We start from the raw sequence: 19,785 nt of genomic DNA, 5'->3' as shown, positions 1-19,785 counted from the left end.
GGTTCCGTTACGTCGAATATCGTTATGCCGCAGCGCGAACGACACCTGCGACGTGCTGCGCGGAGAGTTCACCGAGTCGGACGTACCCGCCACGCAGATGCCGGGCGAGTTCTGCCGCCAGACCGAGCCGGACCATTCCGGTCTCGCAATCCACCACCACCGTGGCGACTGCACTGTCGGCGAGCAACCCTGCCGCCACTCTGGCGCGGTGCAGAGCGTCCTTGCCGCCCGTGGCCCGTCCGTCGGTGAGTGTGACCACGAGCGCCCGCCGTTGCGGGTCACGGAGCCGCTCACGCACTACCACCTGCCGAGCCCGCAGAAAGCCCTCCGCCAGAGGCGATTTACCGCCGGTGCGCATCCCGCGCAGCCGACGGACCGCGATGTCCACCGACGATGTCGGTGGCAGAACCAATTCGGCGTCTCGTCCACGCACGGTGATGACGGCCACCTTGTCCCGGCGCTGATAGGCATCGCGCAGGAGGGAGACGACGGCCCCGGTGACCGCGGACAGCCGATCTCGCGCCGCCATCGAGCCGGACGCGTCCACGACAAACACCACGAGGTTTCCCTCGCGGCCTTCTCGGACAGCGCCTCGCAGGTCGGCCGAGTCGAGAATCATCCGGCCGGCCGTGCGTCCGCGAGCGGCCTGCCGTTCCGCTGCCGCGAACAGCGTGCCCACGAGGTGCAGGCCGTGCCCTTGCTCGCTCGCCGCCCGTACCGCTCGACCACGCGACGAGCGGGAACGCGAGCGCCGACCCGGCGCGCCTTCACCGACACCGGGAATCTCGAGCAGCTTGGTGGTGAACTGCGAGCCCGCCGGCCCGGCAGGCCGGTCCGGCGGCGGCGCTCCGCCCCCGGGTCCGCCCGGGTCGTCGGGTCCGTCGGGATCCTCCGCGGCCCCGCCCGCGGTCGGCTCGGACGAATCCTCGCTCGACGGTGCTTCGGCGGGCGGTTCGTCGGCCGCCGCCCTGGTGTCCTCGTCGGCCTGACGCAACGCCTCGTCGAGTTGATCCTGGTCGAGGCCCGGCTCGTCGAACGGGTCCCGCCTGCGCCGGTGCGGCAGCGTCAACTCCGCAGCAACCCGCACGTCCTCTGCCGTCACGGCGTCCGCACCGCGCCAGGCGGCGTGCGCGGTGGCCGTGCGAGCGAGGACGAGATCGGCGCGCATACCGTCGACGTCGAACGAGGCGCAGAGGAACGCGATCCGGCGCAGTTCGGTGTCGTCGAGCTCCACCGAATCGAGTCGATTGCGGGCTTCCAGGATGGCGGTGGCCAGAGCGTGATCCTGCTCGGCATAGCGAGCGGCGAACGTCTGCGGGTCGCGTTCGAAGTCGAGGCGCCGCCGCACCACCTCCATCCGCACATCGACGTCACGCGACGCAGCGACATCGACAGCGAGGCCGAAACGGTCCAGAAGCTGCGGCCGCAGTTCGCCTTCTTCCGGATTCATGGTGCCCACCAGAACGAACCGCGCCGGATGCGAGTGGGAGATGCCGTCCCGCTCGATATGTACCCGGCCCATCGCTGCGGCGTCGAGAAGAACGTCGACCAGATGATCGTGCAGCAGGTTCACTTCATCGACATAGAGAACGCCCTGATGGGCAGCGGACAGCAGGCCCGGACGAAAGGCGCGTTCACCGTCGCGCAAGACTTTCTCGAGGTCGAGCGAACCGACAACACGGTCTTCGGTGGCTCCCACCGGCAACTCGACCAGCCGCGCGGGCCGCGGGCCGTTCTCGTCACGGACCGCCGGCAACAACGTGGTGAGCGCCCGGACGACCGTCGACTTGGCCGTGCCCTTCTCGCCCCGCACCAGGACGCCGCCGATGCCCGGGTGGACGGCGCACAGGACGAGCGCCAGACGCAGCTGGTCCTGGCCAACCACCGCACTGAACGGGAAACCCGTCGAGGAGTCCCGTGGAGACTGGTCCACGTCACGGTTCGTGCGCACGATGCATCCCTTCACGCCCCGGTTTCCTCGCCGAGAGCTGTTGGCTGGTACGAATGCCGCGGCGATCTGGCTGGGACTTCCGATTCGCCGCGCCCGTGGCAGCAGCGAATCAGAGATCCGTCACAGTGGCGGGACCGCGCCTGATTGGAACAGGACTTCCCCGCGGACATTCTCTCGCCGACCCTAGTCGGCGCTCACCGGCCCGCCGTCGACGGGGCACCCTGCGCATTCGATACCGACGCCGTATCCCCCGCATCGCGGGGCGCCCCGCCACCACGCTTCATGGGCACGTGCGGGATACCGTCCTCGACGAACTCCTCGCCATCCGGGGTGAATCCGTGCTTCGCATACATATCCACCAGGTAGGTCTGGGCGTTGATCCGGCAGGGTGCGGACCCCACCTCTGCGAGCGCCGCCCGCAGGAGACGAGTGGTATGGCCCTGCCCACGCGCGGGCCGCGACGTGCACAGTCGCCCGATGCGGAACGAGGTGGTGCCGTCGCCGTGCTCCTCGAGCAGCCGGAGTGTGCAGACCACCTGGCCGTCCTGCTCCAACCAGAAATGGCGCGTCTCCGCCAGCAGATCCTGCCCGTCCAGCTCCGGGTACGGGCAGGCCTGCTCCACGACGAACACCTCGACTCGAAGCTTCAGCAACTCATAGAGCGTCTTGTTGTCGAGATCGAGTGCCCACGAACGCTTCAGTGCTGCAGTTGCCGTCATGACAAGCAACTATGGCACAGGCCCGCTCGGCGCGCCCCCGCAGCCGAGCCCGCCCGTCGCCATCAGACCGCGGCGACCGAGGCCTCTTCCACCGCGATGGTATCGAGCTGAAGGACCTTGGACGTGTGCTCCCAGACCTGCGCGAACAGCCCCGGTTCGTCAGTGAGCTTCACCCCGAGCGACGGCACCATTTCCTGCAGCTTCGGCTTCCAGGACTCGTACCGGTCCGGGAAGCAGCGCTCGAGCACGTCGAGCATGGCCGGCACAGCCGTGGACGCGCCGGGAGACGCACCGAGCAGACCGGCGATGCTGCCGTCCGCGGCGTTGACCACGGCGGTGCCGAACTCGAGGACACCGCCCTTGCCCTTGGCCCGCCGGATGACCTGGACACGCTGGCCGGCGGTGATCAGTTCCCAATCCTTGCCGACGGCCTTGGGTACGAACTCGCGCAGCGTGTCGATCCGTCCGGCCTCCGACTTCGTGAGCTCGCTGATCAGGTATTTGACCAGGCCGAGTTCACTGACACCGACGCCGAGCATCGACAGAAGGTTGTCGGGCTTGACCGAACCGGGGAGGTCGGTGACGCGACCTTCCTTGAGGAATTTGGGTGACCAGCCGGCGTAAGGGCCGAACAGCAGTCCGGGCTTGCTACCGATCACCCGGGTATCGAGGTGCGGCACCGACATGGGCGGAGCGCCCACGGCAGCCTTGCCGTACACCTTGGCGCGGTGCTGGTCGATGAGTTCCGGATTGGTGCAGCGCAGGAAGGCTCCGCTGACCGGAAATCCGCCGAAGCCCTTGGCCTCGGAGATACCCGACTTCTGCAGGAGATGCAGGGCACCGCCGCCGGCGCCGACGAAGACGAACTTGCTGCGCACCACCTTTTTGGCACCGTTGCGACGGTTGGTGACCTTGACGACCCAGCTGCCGTCGGACTGCTTGGTGAGATCGGTGACCTCGTGACCGAAATGCACGATGCCGCCGGATGCACCGACGTAGCCGAGAAGCTGCTTGGTGAGGGCACCGAAGTCGACGTCGGTGCCGTTCTCGGTCCAGTTCAGCGCGATCGGATCGCTGTAGTCGCGGCCCTTCGCCATCAACGGCAGGCGGCGGGCGAACTCGACCGGATCCTCCACGTATTCCATGCCCGCGAAGAGAGGGTGTCCGGCGAGCGCGTCGTAACGGGCGCGCAGATACTTCACGTTGGCCTCGCCGTGCACGAAGCTGACGTGGGGAATCGGGTTGATGAATTCCTTCGGCTTGGTCAGGACGCCGTTCTCCACGGCGTGCGCCCAGAACTGGCGCGACACCTGGAACTGCTCGTTGACGTTGACGGCCTTCGCGATCTCGACGGTGCCGTCGGGGTTCTCGGGTGTGTAGTTGAGTTCACACAACGCGGAGTGACCGGTGCCGGCGTTGTTCCACGGGTCGCTGCTCTCGGCCGCGACGGCGTCGAGCCGTTCGAAGGTGGTGATCGACCAGTCGGGCTGCACCTGCCGCAGGATCGCCCCCAACGTCGCGCTCATGATGCCCGCGCCCACCAGCACTACATCCGTCTTCGTCTCTACCGCGTTCTGATCTGACACTGGAGAATCGACTTCCTTGTCCATTTGCCGTGCGCGCATCCGCCTGCCGTGTTCGCCGCATAGGTTACCCGCGCGTATGAGCGGAAGTTACCTGCCCCAATTGTGCCCCTCCCCGCGGCCCGGGATCGCCCATTAGATTGTGATCTGTGACTACATGGGCTCCCGACGTCCTCGGCGACGGATATCAGCAGTTGACCATCCCCCTCGGTACCGATCCCGACGGTGAAGGTGAGGTCGAGGCAACGTTGATCCGTTACCAGCCTGCACAGGAGACGAAGCGGACCGGCCGGGCCGTGCTCTACGTGCACGGGTTCACCGACTACTTCTTCCAGAAGCACCTGGCCGAGCACTTCGCCGACCAGGGATACGCCTTCTTCGCCCTGGACCTGCGCAAGTGTGGTCGTTCCCTCAAGCCCGGTCAGACGGCGCACTTCGTGTCCGACCTCACGCTGTACGACGCCGAACTCGACGAAGCGCTCCGCGTCGTGCGCGAGGCGACCGGCGAGGGCCAGGTCCTGCTGGTCGCGCACTCCACCGGGGGACTCGTGCTCCCGCTGTGGCTGCACCGACGGCAGAAGAAGGCCGGCGGCACCGCGGCCCTCGGCGTCAGCGGCGTCATCCTGAACAGCCCGTGGTTCGACCTGCAGGGGCCGTCGTACCTGCGAAATGTGGGAACGGTGGCCGTCGACGCACTGGGCCGTGTCAAGCGGAAGTCGATCGTTCCGAAGACCACCCTCGACACCTACGGGGTGAGTCTCCACGTCGACGGCAACGGAATCTGGAACTACAACCTGGACTGGAAACCGCTGGGCGGCTTTCCCGTCACCTTCGGCTGGCTCCGCGCCGTGCGCCGCGGGCATGCGCAACTGCACCGGGGTCTCGATATCGGTGTTCCTGCGCTGATTCTGCGTTCCAAGGCGTCGTACTTCGCACCGAGATACGACCCTCAGGTCGACACAGCCGATGCAGTCCTCGATGTCCGGCAGATCGCCCGGTGGGCCGGGTGTCTCGGCGACCGCACGACGATAGTGCCCATTCCGGGCGCCAGGCACGACGTCTTCCTGTCTTCGGACGAACCTCGCGCCCAAGCGTTCGCCGAGGTGGACCTCTGGCTCGACTGGCTGCACGGCCACAATTCCGCGGAGGCGCCGCGATGACCCACTTCGATCTCGCCATCATCGGCTCCGGGTCGGGCAATTCCCTTCCCGACGAACGCTTTTCAGACAAGAAGATCGCTCTCCTCGAGAAGGGCACGTTCGGCGGGACGTGCCTGAACGTCGGGTGCATTCCGACCAAGATGTTCGTCTACGCCGCCGAAGTGGCCCGCACGGTCACCGATACCGCGAAATTCGGCGTCGACGCCCAGCTCGAGGGTGTGCGCTGGCCCGACATCGTCAAAAGGGTCTTCGGCCGCATCGATCCCATCTCCGCAGGCGGTGAGCGCTACCGCGCGGAAGACACCCCGAACACGACGCTCTTCCGCGGGCACGCGTCCTTCGTCGGGCCGCGGACGATCGACACCGGAGCAGGTGAGGTCATCACCGCGGATCAGGTGGTCGTCGCTGCGGGATCGCGGCCGATCATCCCGGACGTCGTGCGCAGTTCGGGGGTGCCGTACTACACCAACGACGACATCATGCGGCTCCCAGAGCTCCCCGAGCGCCTGGTGATCATCGGAGCCGGTTTCATCGCCGCGGAGTTCGCGCACGTGTTCTCGGCACTGGGCACGCGGGTGTCGCTGATCTCGCGGGGCGAGCACCTGTTGCGCCATCTGGACGACGACGTGGCCCGTCGGTTCACGGATCTGGCGGTCTCGAAGTGGGATGTGCACCGTGGCCGGACGGTGGCGTCGGTGCGCCCGGACGGTGCCGGGGTCGCAGTGGAACTCGACAACGGACGGGTCGTGGCGGGCGACGCCCTCCTCGTGGCCACCGGCCGTCGATCCAACGGGGACGTGATCGATGCGGCCGCCGGCGGCATCGACCTCGACCAGGGGCGCGTCGTCGTCGACGAGTTCCAGCGCACCAGCGCCGAGGGGGTGTTTGCGCTCGGCGACGTCTCGTCGCCCTATCAGCTCAAGCACGTTGCCAACCACGAAGCGCGCGTCGTCCAGCACAACCTGCTGCGGGACGCGTGGCAGGACACGTCGGGCCTGCGCCGCACCGACCATCGTGTCGTGCCCGCGGCTGTGTTCACCGACCCGCAGATCGCCCACGTCGGGCTCACCGAGCGCGAGGCTCGGGACGCGGGCTGGGACGTCACTGTGAAGATTCAGGCTTACGGCGACGTCGCCTACGGGTGGGCCATGGAAGACGACGAGGGTTTCTGCAAGATCATCGCCGAGCGTGGCACCGGGCGACTGCTGGGCGCACATGTGATCGGCGCACAGGCCTCCACGGTGATCCAGCCCTTGATCCAGGCCATGAGTTTCGATGTGACGGCACACCGGTTGGCTCGGGGCCAGTACTGGATACACCCGGCTCTCCCCGAGGTCGTCGAGAACGCCCTGCTCGGGCTCGACGTCGACGACAGCGGCCTGTAATCGACTCGGCGCTCGACTACCAGGGGCTGGTGCGGAGAACGATCTCGGTGGCGAGCGCGGCGGCCGCGGAGGCCGGGACATTGGTGACACCGTCGAGTTCCACGACGCGGAAATCCGAGTAGACGAAGCGACCACTCGCATCGGCCTCGGCTCGCCGCGTGGGGCTTCCGACCATCACGGTGGTCGGGAGTTCCACCGGTGGGCATCCCGCCTCGCGGACCACACCTTTGTCGTCGGGCGCCGCCGGGTGACCCCGATCGGCAACGACGAGACTGGCGAAGCGCCCGAACTGGCGAGCGGCGAGCGTCCAGGCGAGCTCGGCACCCTCGCGGCTTCCCACGAGGTTGACCCATCCCACCTTCAGCTCGTCGAGCAGCCCCATCACAGCGGAGTCGTCGAGTCCCTCGATGGACTCGGGCACGATGGTGCGCAGATCCGAATTGTGCAGGCGGGCGCACACATCGTCGTAGACGTCCGGGGCGTCCCCCGCACCGGGCAGCAGCAGGACAGCGTGCCTGGTCGACGGCCCGTCGAGCCGAACTGTACAGTCTCCGTCTCCCACAGCCACGTGTGTCAGTTCCATGGCAGAAAACCTACGCGATCCGCGCCGCCTTGCGCTCGCACCCTTATCCGGTCCGGTTCACAACGCTGGTTCGGCAGATCGGAACATGGCTGATCGTGCGCGGGCAACTGCCTAGAAAGAGAGGCGGGAGCCGATGGTGGCCAGCCCCTCCGGGGCACCTTCACCGATCAAGGTGTCCAGGGCGCCCACATCCACGTGCTTCTCGACGAGATCAGCCAACAGGTCGAGCTGCGCGACCCGCACGGCGGCCACGTCGGTGTCGGGGGCGGGGACGAAGCCGGTTCGACCCGAATGCTCCGCGACATCGTCGAGGAGTAGACGGCGGAATCGATCGTTCTCGAGCAGACCGTGCCAGTGCGTTCCGTAGACAGCTCCGCGGATACTCCCCTCCGCCGCCCCGGTGCTCGCGTAGAGCAGCGGCTGATCACCGTTACGCCGGACCCGACCGTGGTGTATCTCGTAACCGTCGACCGGGACCCCGTACGCGTCACCGGTGACCCGGCCCAGCACTTTATCTGCCGCGAACTCCACCTCGAGGTCGAGCAGTCCCAGACCCGGGGTCTGGCCGCGACCGGATTCGACGTCGTCGACGATCACCGAGCCGAGCATCTGGTAGCCGCCGCAGACGCCGAGTACCGGGCGGCCGAGATTCGCCTGCGCCACCACGGCATCGGCAATTCCGTTGCGCTGCATCCACTCGAGGTCCGACACCGTCGACTTGCTGCCGGGCAGGACGATCAGGTCGGCATCCTGCAGGCGGGAAGGATCGTTGACCCAGCGAACCGAAACTCCGGGTTCGCACGCCAGCGCTTCCACATCCGTCGAGTTGGAAATTCGTGGCAGGCGGATCGCCGCCACTCGCAGCCATTCGCTTCCCACCGGCGGTCCGGGACGCCCGACGGGGGCGTCGCCCACGACGCCGAGCGAATCTTCCGCGTCCAGCCACAGGTCGTCCGCGAACGGAATGACACCGAGGGTCGGCCGGCCGGTCAGGGCAGTCAACTGCTCGAGGCCCGGGGTCAGCAACGACACGTCGCCGCGGAACTTGTTGACGACGAAGCCGGCGATCAACGCCTGATCTTCGGGCGAGAGCACAGCCACCGTGCCGAAGAGGTGGGCCAGCACTCCACCGCGGTCGATGTCGCCGACCACGAGCACCGGAATCCGGGCGGCGCGGGCAAGACCCATGTTGGCCAGATCCGTTGCCCGCAAGTTGATCTCGGCGGGTGAGCCCGCGCCCTCACAGATCACCACGTCGAACTCGTTCCGCAGGGACGCCAGTTCCTCGGCCACCACCACCCGGAGATGGTCGCGGTGCTCGATGTAGTCGCGGGCACCGACGGAAGTGACGGCGCGGCCGCGCACCACCAGCTGGGACGTCCGATCACTCCCCGGTTTGAGCAGCACCGGGTTGAAACGCACGCTCGGTTCCAGTCCACACGCGGCGGCCTGCAGCGCCTGCGCACGTCCGATTTCGCCGCCGTCGAGGGTGACGACGGAATTGTTGGACATGTTCTGGGCTTTGAACGGCGCCACCCGGACACCGCGACGCGCCAGCATCCGGCACAAGCCGGCAACGAGCACGCTCTTCCCAGCATCCGACGTGGTTCCGGCGACGAGCAGTGCGCCCTTCAGTTGGCCCGGGCTCAAGGCAGGGTGAGAATTTCGGCGCCGGTCTCGGTGACCACGATCGTGTGCTCGAACTGGGCAGTCCACGAGCGATCCTTGGTGACCACGGTCCAGTCGTCTTCCCAGACCTCCCAGGCGATGTCACCGAGATTGATCATCGGCTCGATCGTGAACACCATTCCCGGTTCGATCACCGTGTCGACCGACGGCTCGTCGTAGTGCAGGATGACGAGGCCGTTGTGGAACGTGGTGCCGATGCCGTGGCCGGTGAAGTCCCGGACCACGCCGTAGCCGAAGCGGTGGGCATACGATTCGATAACCCTGCCGATCACGTTGAGCGCGCGTCCGGGCTTGACCGCCTTGATGGCCCGCATGGTGGCCTCGTGCGTCCTCTCCACCAGCAAGCGGTTCTCCTCGGCGACGTCGCCTGCGAGGAAGGTCGCGTTGGTGTCTCCGTGCACCCCGCCGATGTAGGCCGTGACGTCGATGTTGACGATGTCACCGTCCTGGATGACGGTCGAATCCGGGATCCCATGGCAGATCACCTCGTTGAGCGAGGTGCAGCAGGATTTCGGAAAACCCTTGTAACCCAGCGTCGACGGATAGGCGCCGTGGTCGATCATGTATTCGTGGGCGATGCGATCGAGTTCGTCGGTGGTGACGCCGGGCGCCACCGCCTTTCCCGCCTCCTGAAGAGCGCGGGCGGCGATCTGGCTCGCCAGGCGCATGGCCTCGATCGTCTCGGGTGTCTGCACCCACGGCTCGTGACCCTCGTTGGCCGTCGGCTTCCACGCGTACTCGGGCCGCTCGATACTCGCAGGCACGGCGAGGACGGGTGACACGGTTCCGGGGCTCAATGCTGTGCGGACAGACATGGGTATCAGGGTAGACCTGCCCTTCTCCGTGCGCCTTTCTGGTAGCGGGAACTACAGAAAGGCGCACGAGCGCGAAGCGCCTACCGCTGGCGCAGGAGGTAGCGCTGCACCTTGCCGCTGGGAGTCTTGGGAAGGTGCGGAACGAAGTGCACGGTGCGCGGATAGGCGTGTGCAGCGAACTTCTTCTTCACCAAGGTCTGCAGCTCGACTTCGAGTGCGTCGGTGCCCTCGACTCCATCGCGGAGAACGACGAAAGCTTCGAGTACCTCACCGCGCAGGTCGTCGGGCATTCCGACGACCGCGGCCTCGACAACGGAGTCGTGCATGACGAGCACGCTCTCCACGTCGAAGGGCCCGATCCGGTATCCGGCCATGATGATGACGTCGTCGTCGCGGGCCGAGAAGAAGTAGAAGCCGTCCTCGTCGGTCTGGCCCGCATCGCCGGTGAGGTACCAGCGGCCGTCGCCGGTGAAGCGCTGCGCGGTCTTCTCGGGGGCGTCGACGTACCCGGTGAACCACAACAGCGGGCTGTTCCGGGTGTCGATAGCGACCCGGCCCGGTGTCCGGGGCGGGGCGATCGCGTCGGAGTCGTCGGCGAGTACCGCACAGGACCAGCCTGGGAGCGGCTTGCCCATCGAGCCGTCGCGGACCTCGTCCTGCAGACCCTCCGCCCACGCATTGGCGATGAACATTCCGTGCTCGGTCTGCCCGTAATGGTCGCGCACGAGAACCCCGAGGTTGGCCTTCGACCACGAGATCACGTCCGGTGTGAGTGGTTCACCGGCAGACGACGCACGCCGCAACCGCACCGTCTCGGGGATCGGCGTCGGATCCGCCCGCAGACTCCGGTAGACGGTCGGGGCGGCCGCAAAGTTGGTGACCCCGAAGCGTTCCATGACCTTCCAGGTGAGCGGCGCTGAGAATCCCGCATGCAGCAGGATGCTGCGCGTCCCCGCGGCGAGCGGCCCGAGGAGTGCATAGTAGAGGCCGTACGCCCACCCCGGATCCGCGGCGTTCCAGAAGACGTCGTCCTTGCGAACGTCGAGCCCGAACTCCTGGTAGGCGTGGAACGACGCCAGCGCCCGAACCGGGACCGGCACGCCCTTGGGGGTTCCGGTAGTCCCACTGGTGAACAACTGCACGAGGGGTCCGTCACCGCCGACGGCAACGGCCGCACCCCGGGCATCGCTGGGATCGTGCGACGTCAACAGCGTCTCGAAGTCCACGGTGCCGGACTTCTCGCCGCCGACGACCACCACCTGCCAGGGCGCGTCTGCCGGAATGTCCTCACCGGGCGTCAGCTTGTGCAGCTGGTTCGCATCGGCGATCACAACCTTCGCTTTGCTCGCCCCGAGTCGGAACGCGATGGCCGGGGAGGCGAACGCCGTGAACAACGGAACGTGGACCGCCCCGCGACGCCAGATCCCGAGCAGGGCTACAACCAGTTCCGCCGACTTGCCCATCAGCGTCGCCACGTGCTCACCCGGTTCGACACCGAGGTCTGCCAAGGCTGCCGCACACCGTGATGACTGTTCGCGAAGGAATCCGTAGGTGAGGTCCGTCGAGGTCAGATCCGCTTCCACAACGGTGAACGCCACGTCGTCGGCAGGGTGTCGATCACACAGCAACTCCGCCGCGGCGGCGGTCGGCGTGTCGTACTGATCGAGCAATTCACGCACGCGTGCGGTGGGATCGGTGGTCATGCGGTACTCCTCGTATTCTGCGGGCTGGTATATCGGGTCCGAACGTTCGCGGGGCCGGGTCGGCGACGGCGTGGCCTCATCCGAACTCGCTACGGTTATGATCTAGCTCACAGACCGCCCTGACTACCCCCGGAAAGGGGTGACCCACTTGGTTCTCCCGTCGCTACTACGCCCCCGGGACGGCGACGCCCTGCGCGGTGAGCTGCGCACGATCGCCGCCCAGGGTGTCGTGCCGGTTCTCTTCGGCGGTGAAGTGAGCGACGACACTCTCCATCTCAGCGAGTTCTTCGGAACACGGACCAACAACCTCAAAGGGCTGGCCATCCCACCGCTGTCCGGCCTCGGCGGCCGAGTGGTGGCTCAGCGCAGGCCTGTCTCGGTCAACGACTACAGCTCCTCCCAGACCATCACGCACCACTTCGACCGCCCCGTCCTCAGCGAGGGTCTCCGCTCCATCCTGGCCGTGCCCGTCATCGTGCAGGGCAAAACCCGGGCCGTCCTCTACGCCGCCATCCGCGAGTGCGCCCCGATCGGTGATCGGACCGCGGATGTCGTTGTCGCGGCCTCGCGCCGGCTCGGTACGGAGATCGCCATTCGTGACGAGGTCGACCGCCGCCTCCAGATGCTCACGACGTTGGACGCGCAGGGTGTCGACGGCGCCACCACCGAAGAGCTTCGCGACATACACGCTCAGATGCGGAGTGTGGCCCAGACGGTCACCGATCCGTCGTTGCAGGAGCAGTTGCGCGGGTTGTCCCAGCGGCTCGCGGCAGTCGTCCGCCCCGGTGGCGGCGATGGTGCCGACGCGTCTGACGACGCTGGTATCACCCTCACCCCCCGAGAGGTCGACGTGCTGGCGCACGTCGCGCTGGGATGCACCAACGCCGAGGTCGCCCAGCGGCTGTCGGTGGGAGCCGAGACCGTCAAGAGTTACCTGCGCAGTGCCATGAACAAGCTGGACGCGCGGTCCCGCCACGAAGCCGTGGTCACCGCACGCCGGCTGGGTTTACTCCCCTAGCGACAAGCGTCTTCTCGGCCGGGAAGCGCGCGCAGCGAAAGGCGGTGGGTCATGGGATCGACAACGGATTCGAACGCGTCGAGCTCGAATGCGTCCGGTGCGAGTTCTTCCGAGCAGCCGAGCCTGAAGCGGGTCATGGGACCCGGTCTGCTTCTGTTGTTCATCGTCGGCGACATCCTCGGAACCGGCATCTACGCGCTGACCGGCAAGGTGGCGAACCAGGTCGGTGGCGCGGTGTGGTTGCCCTTTCTCATCGCCTTCCTCGTCGCCATCGTCACGGCCTTCAGCTACCTCGAACTCGTCACCAAGTTCCCCAAGGCAGCGGGCGCTGCGCTGTACACACACAAGGCTTTCGGGGTGCACTTCCTGACGTACATGGTGGCTTTCGCCGTGATGTGCTCCGGCATCACGTCTGCCTCCACAGCGTCGCGTGCCTTCGCGGCCAACTTCGTCGAAGCCTTCGATCTCGATTTCACCACCGGAATCGGGATCACTCTCCTCGGTCTCGCGTTCATGACGCTGGTGGGAATCATCAACTTCCGCGGGGTCAGCGAAAGCGTCAAAACCAATGTGGTTCTCACGTGCATCGAGCTGTCCGGGCTTCTGATCATCATCATGATCGGTCTGTGGGCACTCGGCGTGGGCGACGGTGACTTCTCCCGGGTCGCCACGTTCGACACCGGTGAACGATCCCCGGTCGGCGCCGTGATTGCGGGTACCGCGCTCGCCTTCTTCGCGATGGTCGGTTTCGAGGATTCGGTCAACATGGCCGAGGAGTGCAAGGAACCCAGCCGGATCTTCCCCAAGGTGTTGCTGACGGGACTTCTCGTCACGGGGGCGATCTACGTGTTCGTCTCCATCACGGCCATCGCCCTGGTACCGGTGAGCGACCTCGGCGAAGGTGACACACCACTGCTCAAGGTGGTGCAGGCCGGCGCCCCCGGCTTCCCGATCGGGATCTTCGCCTTCATCACCATGTTCGCGGTCGCCAATACCGCACTGATCAACATGCTGATGGCAAGCCGGCTGCTGTACGGCATGAGCCGCGAGAAGGTACTCCCTCCTCCGTTCGGGAGAGTGCACGCCCGCCGCCGCACTCCGTACGTGGCCATCGTCTTCACCACGCTCGTCGCGTTCGGCTTGATCACGTTCGTCGGTGAGGTGCCCGAACTCGGCGGCACCACGGCCCTGCTCCTGCTGTGCGTGTTCACGATCGTGAACATCACCGTGCTGGTCCTCCGGAAACAGCCCGTGGAGCACAAGCACTTCCGGGTACCGACGATTCTCCCGATCGTCGGCACCCTGACGTGTGGCTTCCTCGCCACACCCTTCGCCGACCGCCCGATCGTGCAGTATCAGATCGCCGGCGTGCTACTCGGGATCGGCGTCGTCCTCTGGGCGGGCACAGTGCTCGTGAACAAGAGGCTCGGAAAAGGCGGCCCGGAACTCGATCCCGAAAAGCTCGCCGAACACGAGTAGCGCGTCAGAGAGCATCCCTCAGAAGGCGGGCGTTGCGGACGCTGACGCAGGGCACCCCACGGCCCCTCGCCTGCTGCATCGCCATGGCTTCCGCTGGGGTGCAGAGTCCGTCGAGGACGTCTTCGGTGGCGATGACGCACAGGACGTCTCCTTCGCAGGAGCTGATCGACGCGATTCCGCGGCCCGACGCCCACTGCTTCATCGCGAGCCACTGAGTCAGTTCCGTGCCTGGGTCCGGATTGCCGACGAACAACACTGTGCGGACGCCATCCGATGCGTCTACCCGAGCTTCTTCCGAGACGAGTGTCATGTGTGAAAGTCCCTGTCTGCGTAGTCTCTTCGATCCCGCGGTTGCGAAAATCTTCTGCAACCCACTATGGGCGCTCCCGGCGGCGGTGTCTGTCCCCCGAACGGGTCCCTGAACCGACTACACCTGTGTCCCCCGATCGGCCGATGACGCCTCGACGACACGGGCGGAGGGTCAATACCCTTCGGGCAACGCCGCAAACATGTCTCGGGTGACGGCGACGGCATTGTCGGAACTCCCGCCCCGGACCACCAGCGTGGCGAAGGCGAGATCACCTCGATAGCCGACGAACCAGGCGTGCGAGCCACCCTCGACCTCGGCCTCCCCCGTCTTTCCGTATACCTCGCCCTGGTCCTCGATCCGTTCAGCTGTGCCACTGGTCACCACGAGCCTCATCATCGAGCGCAGCCCCTCGACCATGTCGGGGCTGATCGGCGGATGGTCACCCTCGATGACGGTCTCGCGTCCGGCGATCAACCGCGGAACGGGAGTCGAACCGTGCGCGATCGTCGCAGCGGCCAGGGCCATTCCGAACGGACTGACCACGACCTTGCCCTGGCCGAAGCCGTCCTCTGTTCGTTGCACCAGCTCTTCGGCCGGCGGGACGGAGCCGGAATCGGTCGGCAGGCCCACGACCTGGTAGTCGGGGCCGATCCCGTATTGCGACGCTGCGACCGTCAGCGCGTCGGGCTTCATCTCACTGGCCAGTTTCGCGAACGAGGTGTTGCACGAACGGGCGAATGCCGTGGCCATCGGCACGGTGCCCAGCGCGAACTCGTTGTAGTTGGGAACGCTGCGCTCCCCGATCTCGATACGTCCCGGACACGGCACCATCGTGTCGGGGCTCGCGATCCCCGAAGAGATGGCTGCCCCGGCGGTGATGATCTTGAACGTCGATCCCGGAGGGTAGAGACCTGTCAGGGCGACCGGCCCGTCCCGGTCTGCCGCCTTGTTCTGCGCCACCGCGAGAACGTCTCCGGTCGACGGCTGGATCACCACCATCATGGCCTGGTCGGTCCTGGCGTCGACGGCGTTCTGCGCCGCAACCTGAATAGGCCGGTCGAGGCTGATCGAGAAGGACGGGGAGGTCTGAGGCGGGGTCTCGGTGAGGACATCCGTGTCGACGCCGTTCTGGTTGACGGTGACCACGCTCCACCCGGCTTTGCCGTCGACCTCGTCGATCACCGTCTTCTTCACCTGTCCGACGAGGTCCGGGGCGAAAGTGCGATCCGTGGCCACCAGGTCCGCCTCGTCCGAGACACTGACTCCGGGAAGGGCGCCGAGGATGCCCGCGACCTGCTCGTAGTCTTCGGACCGCAGTCGGGTGACGAGGTAGTCACCCTCGACCGCCGTCGCAGATTCCGCGATCGACTGCGCGGTGAGCGTGTTGTCGAACGGGGAGAGCGCGGCGGCAAGACCCTGCGCCGTGGAGATCACGTTGCCCGACTCCCCGGCGTCGAATTTGACGCGGTACACCACTCCGGGAACCAGAACATCCGAGCCGGAGTGCTCGTTGACGCGAGCGCGGGGAGCCGCAGTCGACCGGAGCGACATCGTCTGCCGGTCGCCGAGCCGAGGGTGGATGTTGGTGGAGCTCCACCGGACCGCCCACTCCCCGTTCCGGCGCCCCATCTGCAGCTCACCGGAGTAGGTCCATACCCGATTCTTCGGTAGATGCCATTCGTAGGCGTAGCCAACGGTGGCCGTGTCTCCGTTGATGTCCACGTCGGTCGTCTTCGCCTCGAGCGACTCCGCCTGCAGCGATTCCCAGGCCGACTCGAGAACTCGCTGAGCATCGTCGGGCCGATCGGACAATTGTGCGGCCTGCTCGGAATCGCGGTCGGCGAAGGCAGTGAGAAATGCCTGAGCGGCGGGCGCGGGGCCGTCGGGCTTCGGTGTGCACGCCGTCGAGCCGAGGATCAGCGCGGCCGCGCCGCCGAGGGCGATGGACCGCACGACGCGGAATCGAGTGGTTGGCCAGAGGTTCATCGCCGCTCATGGTATGTCTCCGACCACCGTCGGCACGGTAGGCGGCCAGCGAGTCAGTCCAGGAGAATTGTGGCGAACGTCGCGACTTGGCTGAAACCGATGCGTGCGTACGCACTGCGGGCCACGGTGTTGAAGCTGTTGACATACAGACTGGCGATCCGGCCGTCGGCGATGACGGCCTCGGCCACGGTTGCCGTTCCCGCGGCCCCGAATCCCTGCCCTCGATACATCGGGTGGACCCAGACGCCCTGGATCTGCCCCACCCGCGACGACACCGACCCGACCTCGGCCTTGAAGATCACCTGTTCGTCCTCGAACCGGGCCCAGGCTCGGCCGGCGGCGATGAGATTGGCGACCCGGCGCCGGTACCCGCGACCGCCATCATTAGCGCGGGGGTCGACGCCGACTTCCTCGATGAACATGGCCACCGCTGCGGGAAGGTACTGCTCGAGTTCGTGCATCCGGACTTGGCGGACGAGCGGATCGGGGCGGCAGTGCGGCTTGCCGGCCAACGCGAGGAGGGGCTGGTCGGCCCGGACCTCGCGAGCGGGGCCCCAGTCCATTTCCAGCATCTCCCACAACGGCAGTGTCAGCTCGGCCCGGCCCACCAGCGACGAACACATGCGGGGCGTCCGGCAGGCTCGGTCCGCGAACGCGCGCATGTCGTCGACGCTGCCGCGAAGCGGAACAAAGTTGGCACCGGAGAAGCACAGCGACTCGAGCGGTCCTCCTCGACTCCACAACTCCCCGTGGATCATCCGCGGATCGACTCCGCATTCTTCGACGCGCGCGGCGACCATGCAGGCGGCGACAGGATCGGCGTCGAGAACGCGGAGCACATGTGCCGCGTCTCGACTGCTCAACTGTTTGGCACCGAGGAGCTTGAGCATCTACCCAACCTTGTCAGCTAGTGGTTCTGCCCACCAGATTGCCACGAACACGCCAGAAACGGGAGACGTTTCGATGCCCAGGGGCGGGCGGGTCAGCTGACGGTCACGACGGGGGACCCGGCCGACGCGTCACCCTCCATCTCTTCCGCGATGCGCATCGCTTCCTCGATGAGCGTTTCGACGATCTGCGCTTCCGGCACAGTCTTGATCACTTTGCCCTTCACGAAGATCTGGCCCTTGCCGTTTCCGGAGGCCACTCCGAGGTCGGCCTCGCGAGCCTCGCCGGGACCGTTCACCACGCAGCCCATGACGGCGACGCGCAACGGGATTTCCATGCCTTCGAGCCCGGCGGTCACTTCGTCGGCCAACGTGTAGACGTCCACCTGGGCGCGCCCACACGAGGGGCACGACACGATTTCGAGCTTGCGCGGGCGCAGGTTCAGTGATTGCAGGATCTGCGTTCCGACCTTGATCTCCTCAGCGGGCGGCGCCGACAGCGATACCCGGATGGTGTCGCCGATGCCCTCGGAAAGGAGCGCACCGAAGGCGACGGCCGACTTGATCGTTCCCTGGAACGCCGGACCGGCCTCGGTCACGCCCAGGTGCAGGGGGTAGTCGCACTGCGCGGCCAGCTGACGGTAGGCCTCCACCATGATCACCGGGTCGTTGTGCTTCACCGATATCTTGATGTCGCCGAACCCGTGTTCCTCGAACAGCCCGGCTTCCCACAGAGCCGACTCGACGAGTGCTTCCGGCGTCGCCTTGCCGTACTTCTGCATCAGCCGGGGGTCGAGCGACCCGGCGTTGACTCCGATGCGGATCGGAATGCCGGCGTCACCGGCCGCCTTGGCGACTTCCTTGACGCGTCCGTCGAACTCCTTGATGTTGCCCGGGTTCACGCGTACCGCGGCGCACCCCGCCTCGATGGCCGCGAAGATGTAGCGCGGTTGGAAGTGAATATCGGCGATAACCGGGATCTGGCTCTTCTTCGCGATCGTCGCGAGTGCGTCGGCGTCCTCCTGGCGCGGGCAGGCGACTCGGACGATGTCGCAGCCGGACGCGGTGAGTTCGGCGATCTGCTGGAGGGTCGCGTTGACGTCGTGGGTCTTCGTGGTGCACATCGACTGCACGGACACCGGAAAATCGCTGCCGACGCCGACTGTCCCGACCTGCAGTTGACGGGTCTTACGGCGGGGCGCGAGAACGGCGGCCGGGCCTTCGGGCATACCCAATCCGACAGGGCTGGTCACGTGGGTGCCTTCTTTCGTAGCTTCAGGTCCGAGTTTAGCGATCACTGGAAGAGCTTGATCGGGTTGACGATGTCGGCGGTGAGGGTGAGCAGCATGTATGCGCCGCCGATGACGATCACGACATAGGTCACGGGCAGCAACTTCAGGTAGTCCACGGGGCCGCCTCGGGGCAACCCTCGCCTGCTCCGGAACCAGTCGCGAATTCGCTCGTAGAGCGTCACCGCCATGTGTCCGCCGTCGAGTGGGAGCAGCGGGAGCATGTTGAACATGCCGAGGAAGAAGTTGAGGCTCGCGAGGAGGAGAACGAACGCTTCCCAGATCCCCTGTTCGGCGATCTGGCCGCCGATCACGCTCGCGCCGTACACGGAGATCGGTGTCTCCGGGTCCCGTTCCCCGCCGGTCACGGCGTGCCACAGGTCGACAGCCTTGCTCGGCATCTGCACAAGACGTTCGGCCGTCATGACGAACATGTCACCGGTGAATTCGAAGGAGGCCGGGACCGCGGATACCGCCGAATGCTCGACGACGACCGGCGGCGCGGCGATGCCGACAGCACCGACGGTCGCCTCGTGCGGTTGGCTCTCCCCCTCCTCCTGAACCCACCGCTGCACCTGCTGGACGGGAACGACGACCGTCTGCTCGGTGCCGTCCCGTTCGATCGTGAAGTCCACTGCACCCGACAGCGGTCGCGTTGCGGCGGCGACGTCCGCGAAGGTGGGCGTCTCCTTGCCGTCCACCGCGACGATGATGTCGCCCGCCCGGATACCGGCCTCCTCGGCGGGCCCGGTACCGGTGCACGGGGACAGCGCGTAGTCGGGAGCGGGACCCTGGGTGGCGGCCACACAGCCGACCGAACCGACCTCGGCATGGCTGGGCCGGTCGAGGTCGGGCAGACCCCACCCGACGGCAAGGACGTACACCAGGACGAGACCGAGCAGGAAGTTCATGCCGATGCCGCCGGACATCACGACGAGGCGTTTCCAGGTCGCCTTCTTGTACATGGCCCGGTCTTCTTCGTCCGGCGCGAGTTCGTCGAGGGCCGTCATTCCCGCGATGTCGCAGAAGCCACCGAGCGGCAGGGCCTTGAGCCCGTACTCGGTTTCACCGCGGCGGAAGGAGAAGATTCTGGGGCCGAAACCGATGAAGTATCGACGGACCTTCATGCCGGTGGCCTGAGCCACCCACATGTGACCCGCTTCGTGAAGCGCGATCGACAGTGCGATTCCGAGGGCGAAGAGAACAACGCCCACTGCGAACACCATGC

The 19,785-nt window shown here is 66.5% G+C and carries 16 protein-coding genes; 4 read left to right on the top strand and 12 right to left on the bottom strand.

All coding sequences use genetic code 11. The features are described 5' to 3' along the window. Positions 1-22: 22 nt before the first annotated feature. From R4P95_RS07715 to mqo, 3 genes are all read right to left on the bottom strand, one after another. Complete coding sequence (locus tag R4P95_RS07715; protein WP_397517644.1) at positions 23-1,951, bottom strand: magnesium chelatase subunit D family protein; 1,929 nt, start codon at positions 1,949-1,951, stop codon at positions 23-25. A 194-nt stretch (positions 1,952-2,145) separates the two neighbouring features. Beyond that, a complete protein-coding gene (locus R4P95_RS07710) occupies positions 2,146-2,670 on the bottom strand; it encodes a GNAT family N-acetyltransferase (RefSeq protein ID WP_213571683.1) in 525 nt (174 codons plus the stop codon). A 62-nt stretch (positions 2,671-2,732) separates the two neighbouring features. Beyond that, on the bottom strand, positions 2,733-4,280 hold the full coding sequence (mqo, locus tag R4P95_RS07705) for a malate dehydrogenase (quinone) (protein WP_213577905.1): 1,548 nt from the start codon (positions 4,278-4,280) through the stop codon (positions 2,733-2,735). Between the two features lie 122 nt (positions 4,281-4,402). On the opposite strand from mqo, the gene R4P95_RS07700 reads away from it, so the two are divergent. Next, complete coding sequence (locus R4P95_RS07700; protein ID WP_213571682.1) at positions 4,403-5,413, top strand: alpha/beta hydrolase; 1,011 nt, start codon at positions 4,403-4,405, stop codon at positions 5,411-5,413. Next, positions 5,410-6,798 (top strand): mycothione reductase, encoded by a 1,389-nt coding sequence (mtr, locus tag R4P95_RS07695; RefSeq protein ID WP_213571681.1) that lies wholly within the window; start codon positions 5,410-5,412, stop codon positions 6,796-6,798. The genes R4P95_RS07700 and mtr overlap by 4 nt, the downstream gene beginning before the upstream one ends. 16 nt (positions 6,799-6,814) lie before the next feature. On the opposite strand, the gene R4P95_RS07690 is transcribed toward mtr, so the two are convergent. The 4 genes from R4P95_RS07690 to R4P95_RS07675 all read right to left on the bottom strand — a co-directional run bounded on the left by R4P95_RS07690 (position 6,815) and on the right by R4P95_RS07675 (position 11,588). Then, complete coding sequence (locus tag R4P95_RS07690) at positions 6,815-7,381, bottom strand: alpha/beta hydrolase (protein ID WP_317746522.1); 567 nt, start codon at positions 7,379-7,381, stop codon at positions 6,815-6,817. 111 nt (positions 7,382-7,492) lie between these two features. Beyond that, entirely contained in the window at positions 7,493-9,016 is a 1,524-nt protein-coding gene (locus R4P95_RS07685) for a cobyric acid synthase (protein WP_397517653.1), read from the bottom strand. A gap of 11 nt (positions 9,017-9,027) precedes the next feature. Next, complete coding sequence (gene map, locus R4P95_RS07680) at positions 9,028-9,885, bottom strand: type I methionyl aminopeptidase (protein WP_213571678.1); 858 nt, start codon at positions 9,883-9,885, stop codon at positions 9,028-9,030. A gap of 80 nt (positions 9,886-9,965) precedes the next feature. After that, a complete protein-coding gene (locus tag R4P95_RS07675) occupies positions 9,966-11,588 on the bottom strand; it encodes an AMP-binding protein (protein WP_213571677.1) in 1,623 nt (540 codons plus the stop codon). A 139-nt stretch (positions 11,589-11,727) separates the two neighbouring features. Here R4P95_RS07675 and R4P95_RS07670 point away from each other — a divergent pair, with 139 nt between their 5' ends. Further along, entirely contained in the window at positions 11,728-12,606 is an 879-nt protein-coding gene (locus R4P95_RS07670) for a LuxR C-terminal-related transcriptional regulator (protein WP_317746520.1), read from the top strand. Between the two features lie 51 nt (positions 12,607-12,657). Next, entirely contained in the window at positions 12,658-14,085 is a 1,428-nt protein-coding gene (locus R4P95_RS07665; RefSeq protein WP_317746519.1) for an APC family permease, read from the top strand. A 4-nt stretch (positions 14,086-14,089) separates the two neighbouring features. On the opposite strand, the gene R4P95_RS07660 is transcribed toward R4P95_RS07665, so the two are convergent. From R4P95_RS07660 to R4P95_RS07640, 5 genes are all read right to left on the bottom strand, one after another. Next, positions 14,090-14,395 (bottom strand): hypothetical protein, encoded by a 306-nt coding sequence (locus tag R4P95_RS07660; RefSeq protein WP_213571674.1) that lies wholly within the window; start codon positions 14,393-14,395, stop codon positions 14,090-14,092. Positions 14,396-14,566: 171 nt separating this feature from the next. Then, positions 14,567-16,381, bottom strand: a complete 1,815-nt coding sequence (locus R4P95_RS07655) for a penicillin-binding transpeptidase domain-containing protein (RefSeq protein WP_213571673.1) — start codon at positions 16,379-16,381, stop codon at positions 14,567-14,569. A 53-nt stretch (positions 16,382-16,434) separates the two neighbouring features. Then, positions 16,435-17,271 (bottom strand): GNAT family N-acetyltransferase, encoded by an 837-nt coding sequence (locus tag R4P95_RS07650; RefSeq protein ID WP_109330903.1) that lies wholly within the window; start codon positions 17,269-17,271, stop codon positions 16,435-16,437. A 92-nt stretch (positions 17,272-17,363) separates the two neighbouring features. Continuing rightward, positions 17,364-18,521: a flavodoxin-dependent (E)-4-hydroxy-3-methylbut-2-enyl-diphosphate synthase gene (gene ispG, locus R4P95_RS07645; RefSeq protein ID WP_213571672.1), complete on the bottom strand. Its 1,158-nt coding sequence runs from the start codon at positions 18,519-18,521 to the stop codon at positions 17,364-17,366. A gap of 41 nt (positions 18,522-18,562) precedes the next feature. Further along, on the bottom strand, positions 18,563-19,783 hold the full coding sequence (locus R4P95_RS07640; RefSeq protein WP_317746518.1) for a site-2 protease family protein: 1,221 nt from the start codon (positions 19,781-19,783) through the stop codon (positions 18,563-18,565). Between the last annotated feature and the right edge of the window lie 2 nt (positions 19,784-19,785).

It is taken from the genome of Rhodococcus sp. IEGM 27 (genome assembly GCF_033142305.1).
In the GTDB taxonomy this organism is placed as follows: Bacteria; Actinomycetota; Actinomycetes; order Mycobacteriales; family Mycobacteriaceae; genus Rhodococcus_F; species Rhodococcus_F oxybenzonivorans.
Note: the sequence above shows the minus strand (reverse complement) of the source record. Positions and strands in the feature narration are given on the sequence as shown.

What these genes read in the sequence shown, in the direction of transcription:
- R4P95_RS07710 (WP_213571683.1), bottom strand. Translation starts at nt 2,670, where the DNA reads ATGACGGCAACTGCAGCACTGAAGCGTTCGTGGGCACTCGATCTCGAC.
- mqo (WP_213577905.1), bottom strand. Translation starts at nt 4,280, where the DNA reads ATGGACAAGGAAGTCGATTCTCCAGTGTCAGATCAGAACGCGGTAGAG.
- mtr (WP_213571681.1), top strand. Translation starts at nt 5,410, where the DNA reads ATGACCCACTTCGATCTCGCCATCATCGGCTCCGGGTCGGGCAATTCC.
- R4P95_RS07690 (WP_317746522.1), bottom strand. Translation starts at nt 7,381, where the DNA reads ATGGAACTGACACACGTGGCTGTGGGAGACGGAGACTGTACAGTTCGG.
- map (WP_213571678.1), bottom strand. Translation starts at nt 9,885, where the DNA reads ATGTCTGTCCGCACAGCATTGAGCCCCGGAACCGTGTCACCCGTCCTC.
- R4P95_RS07675 (WP_213571677.1), bottom strand. Translation starts at nt 11,588, where the DNA reads ATGACCACCGATCCCACCGCACGCGTGCGTGAATTGCTCGATCAGTAC.
- R4P95_RS07665 (WP_317746519.1), top strand. Translation starts at nt 12,658, where the DNA reads ATGGGATCGACAACGGATTCGAACGCGTCGAGCTCGAATGCGTCCGGT.
- R4P95_RS07660 (WP_213571674.1), bottom strand. Translation starts at nt 14,395, where the DNA reads ATGACACTCGTCTCGGAAGAAGCTCGGGTAGACGCATCGGATGGCGTC.
- R4P95_RS07655 (WP_213571673.1), bottom strand. Translation starts at nt 16,381, where the DNA reads ATGAACCTCTGGCCAACCACTCGATTCCGCGTCGTGCGGTCCATCGCC.
- R4P95_RS07650 (WP_109330903.1), bottom strand. Translation starts at nt 17,271, where the DNA reads ATGCTCAAGCTCCTCGGTGCCAAACAGTTGAGCAGTCGAGACGCGGCA.
- R4P95_RS07640 (WP_317746518.1), bottom strand. Translation starts at nt 19,783, where the DNA reads ATGGTGTTCGCAGTGGGCGTTGTTCTCTTCGCCCTCGGAATCGCACTG.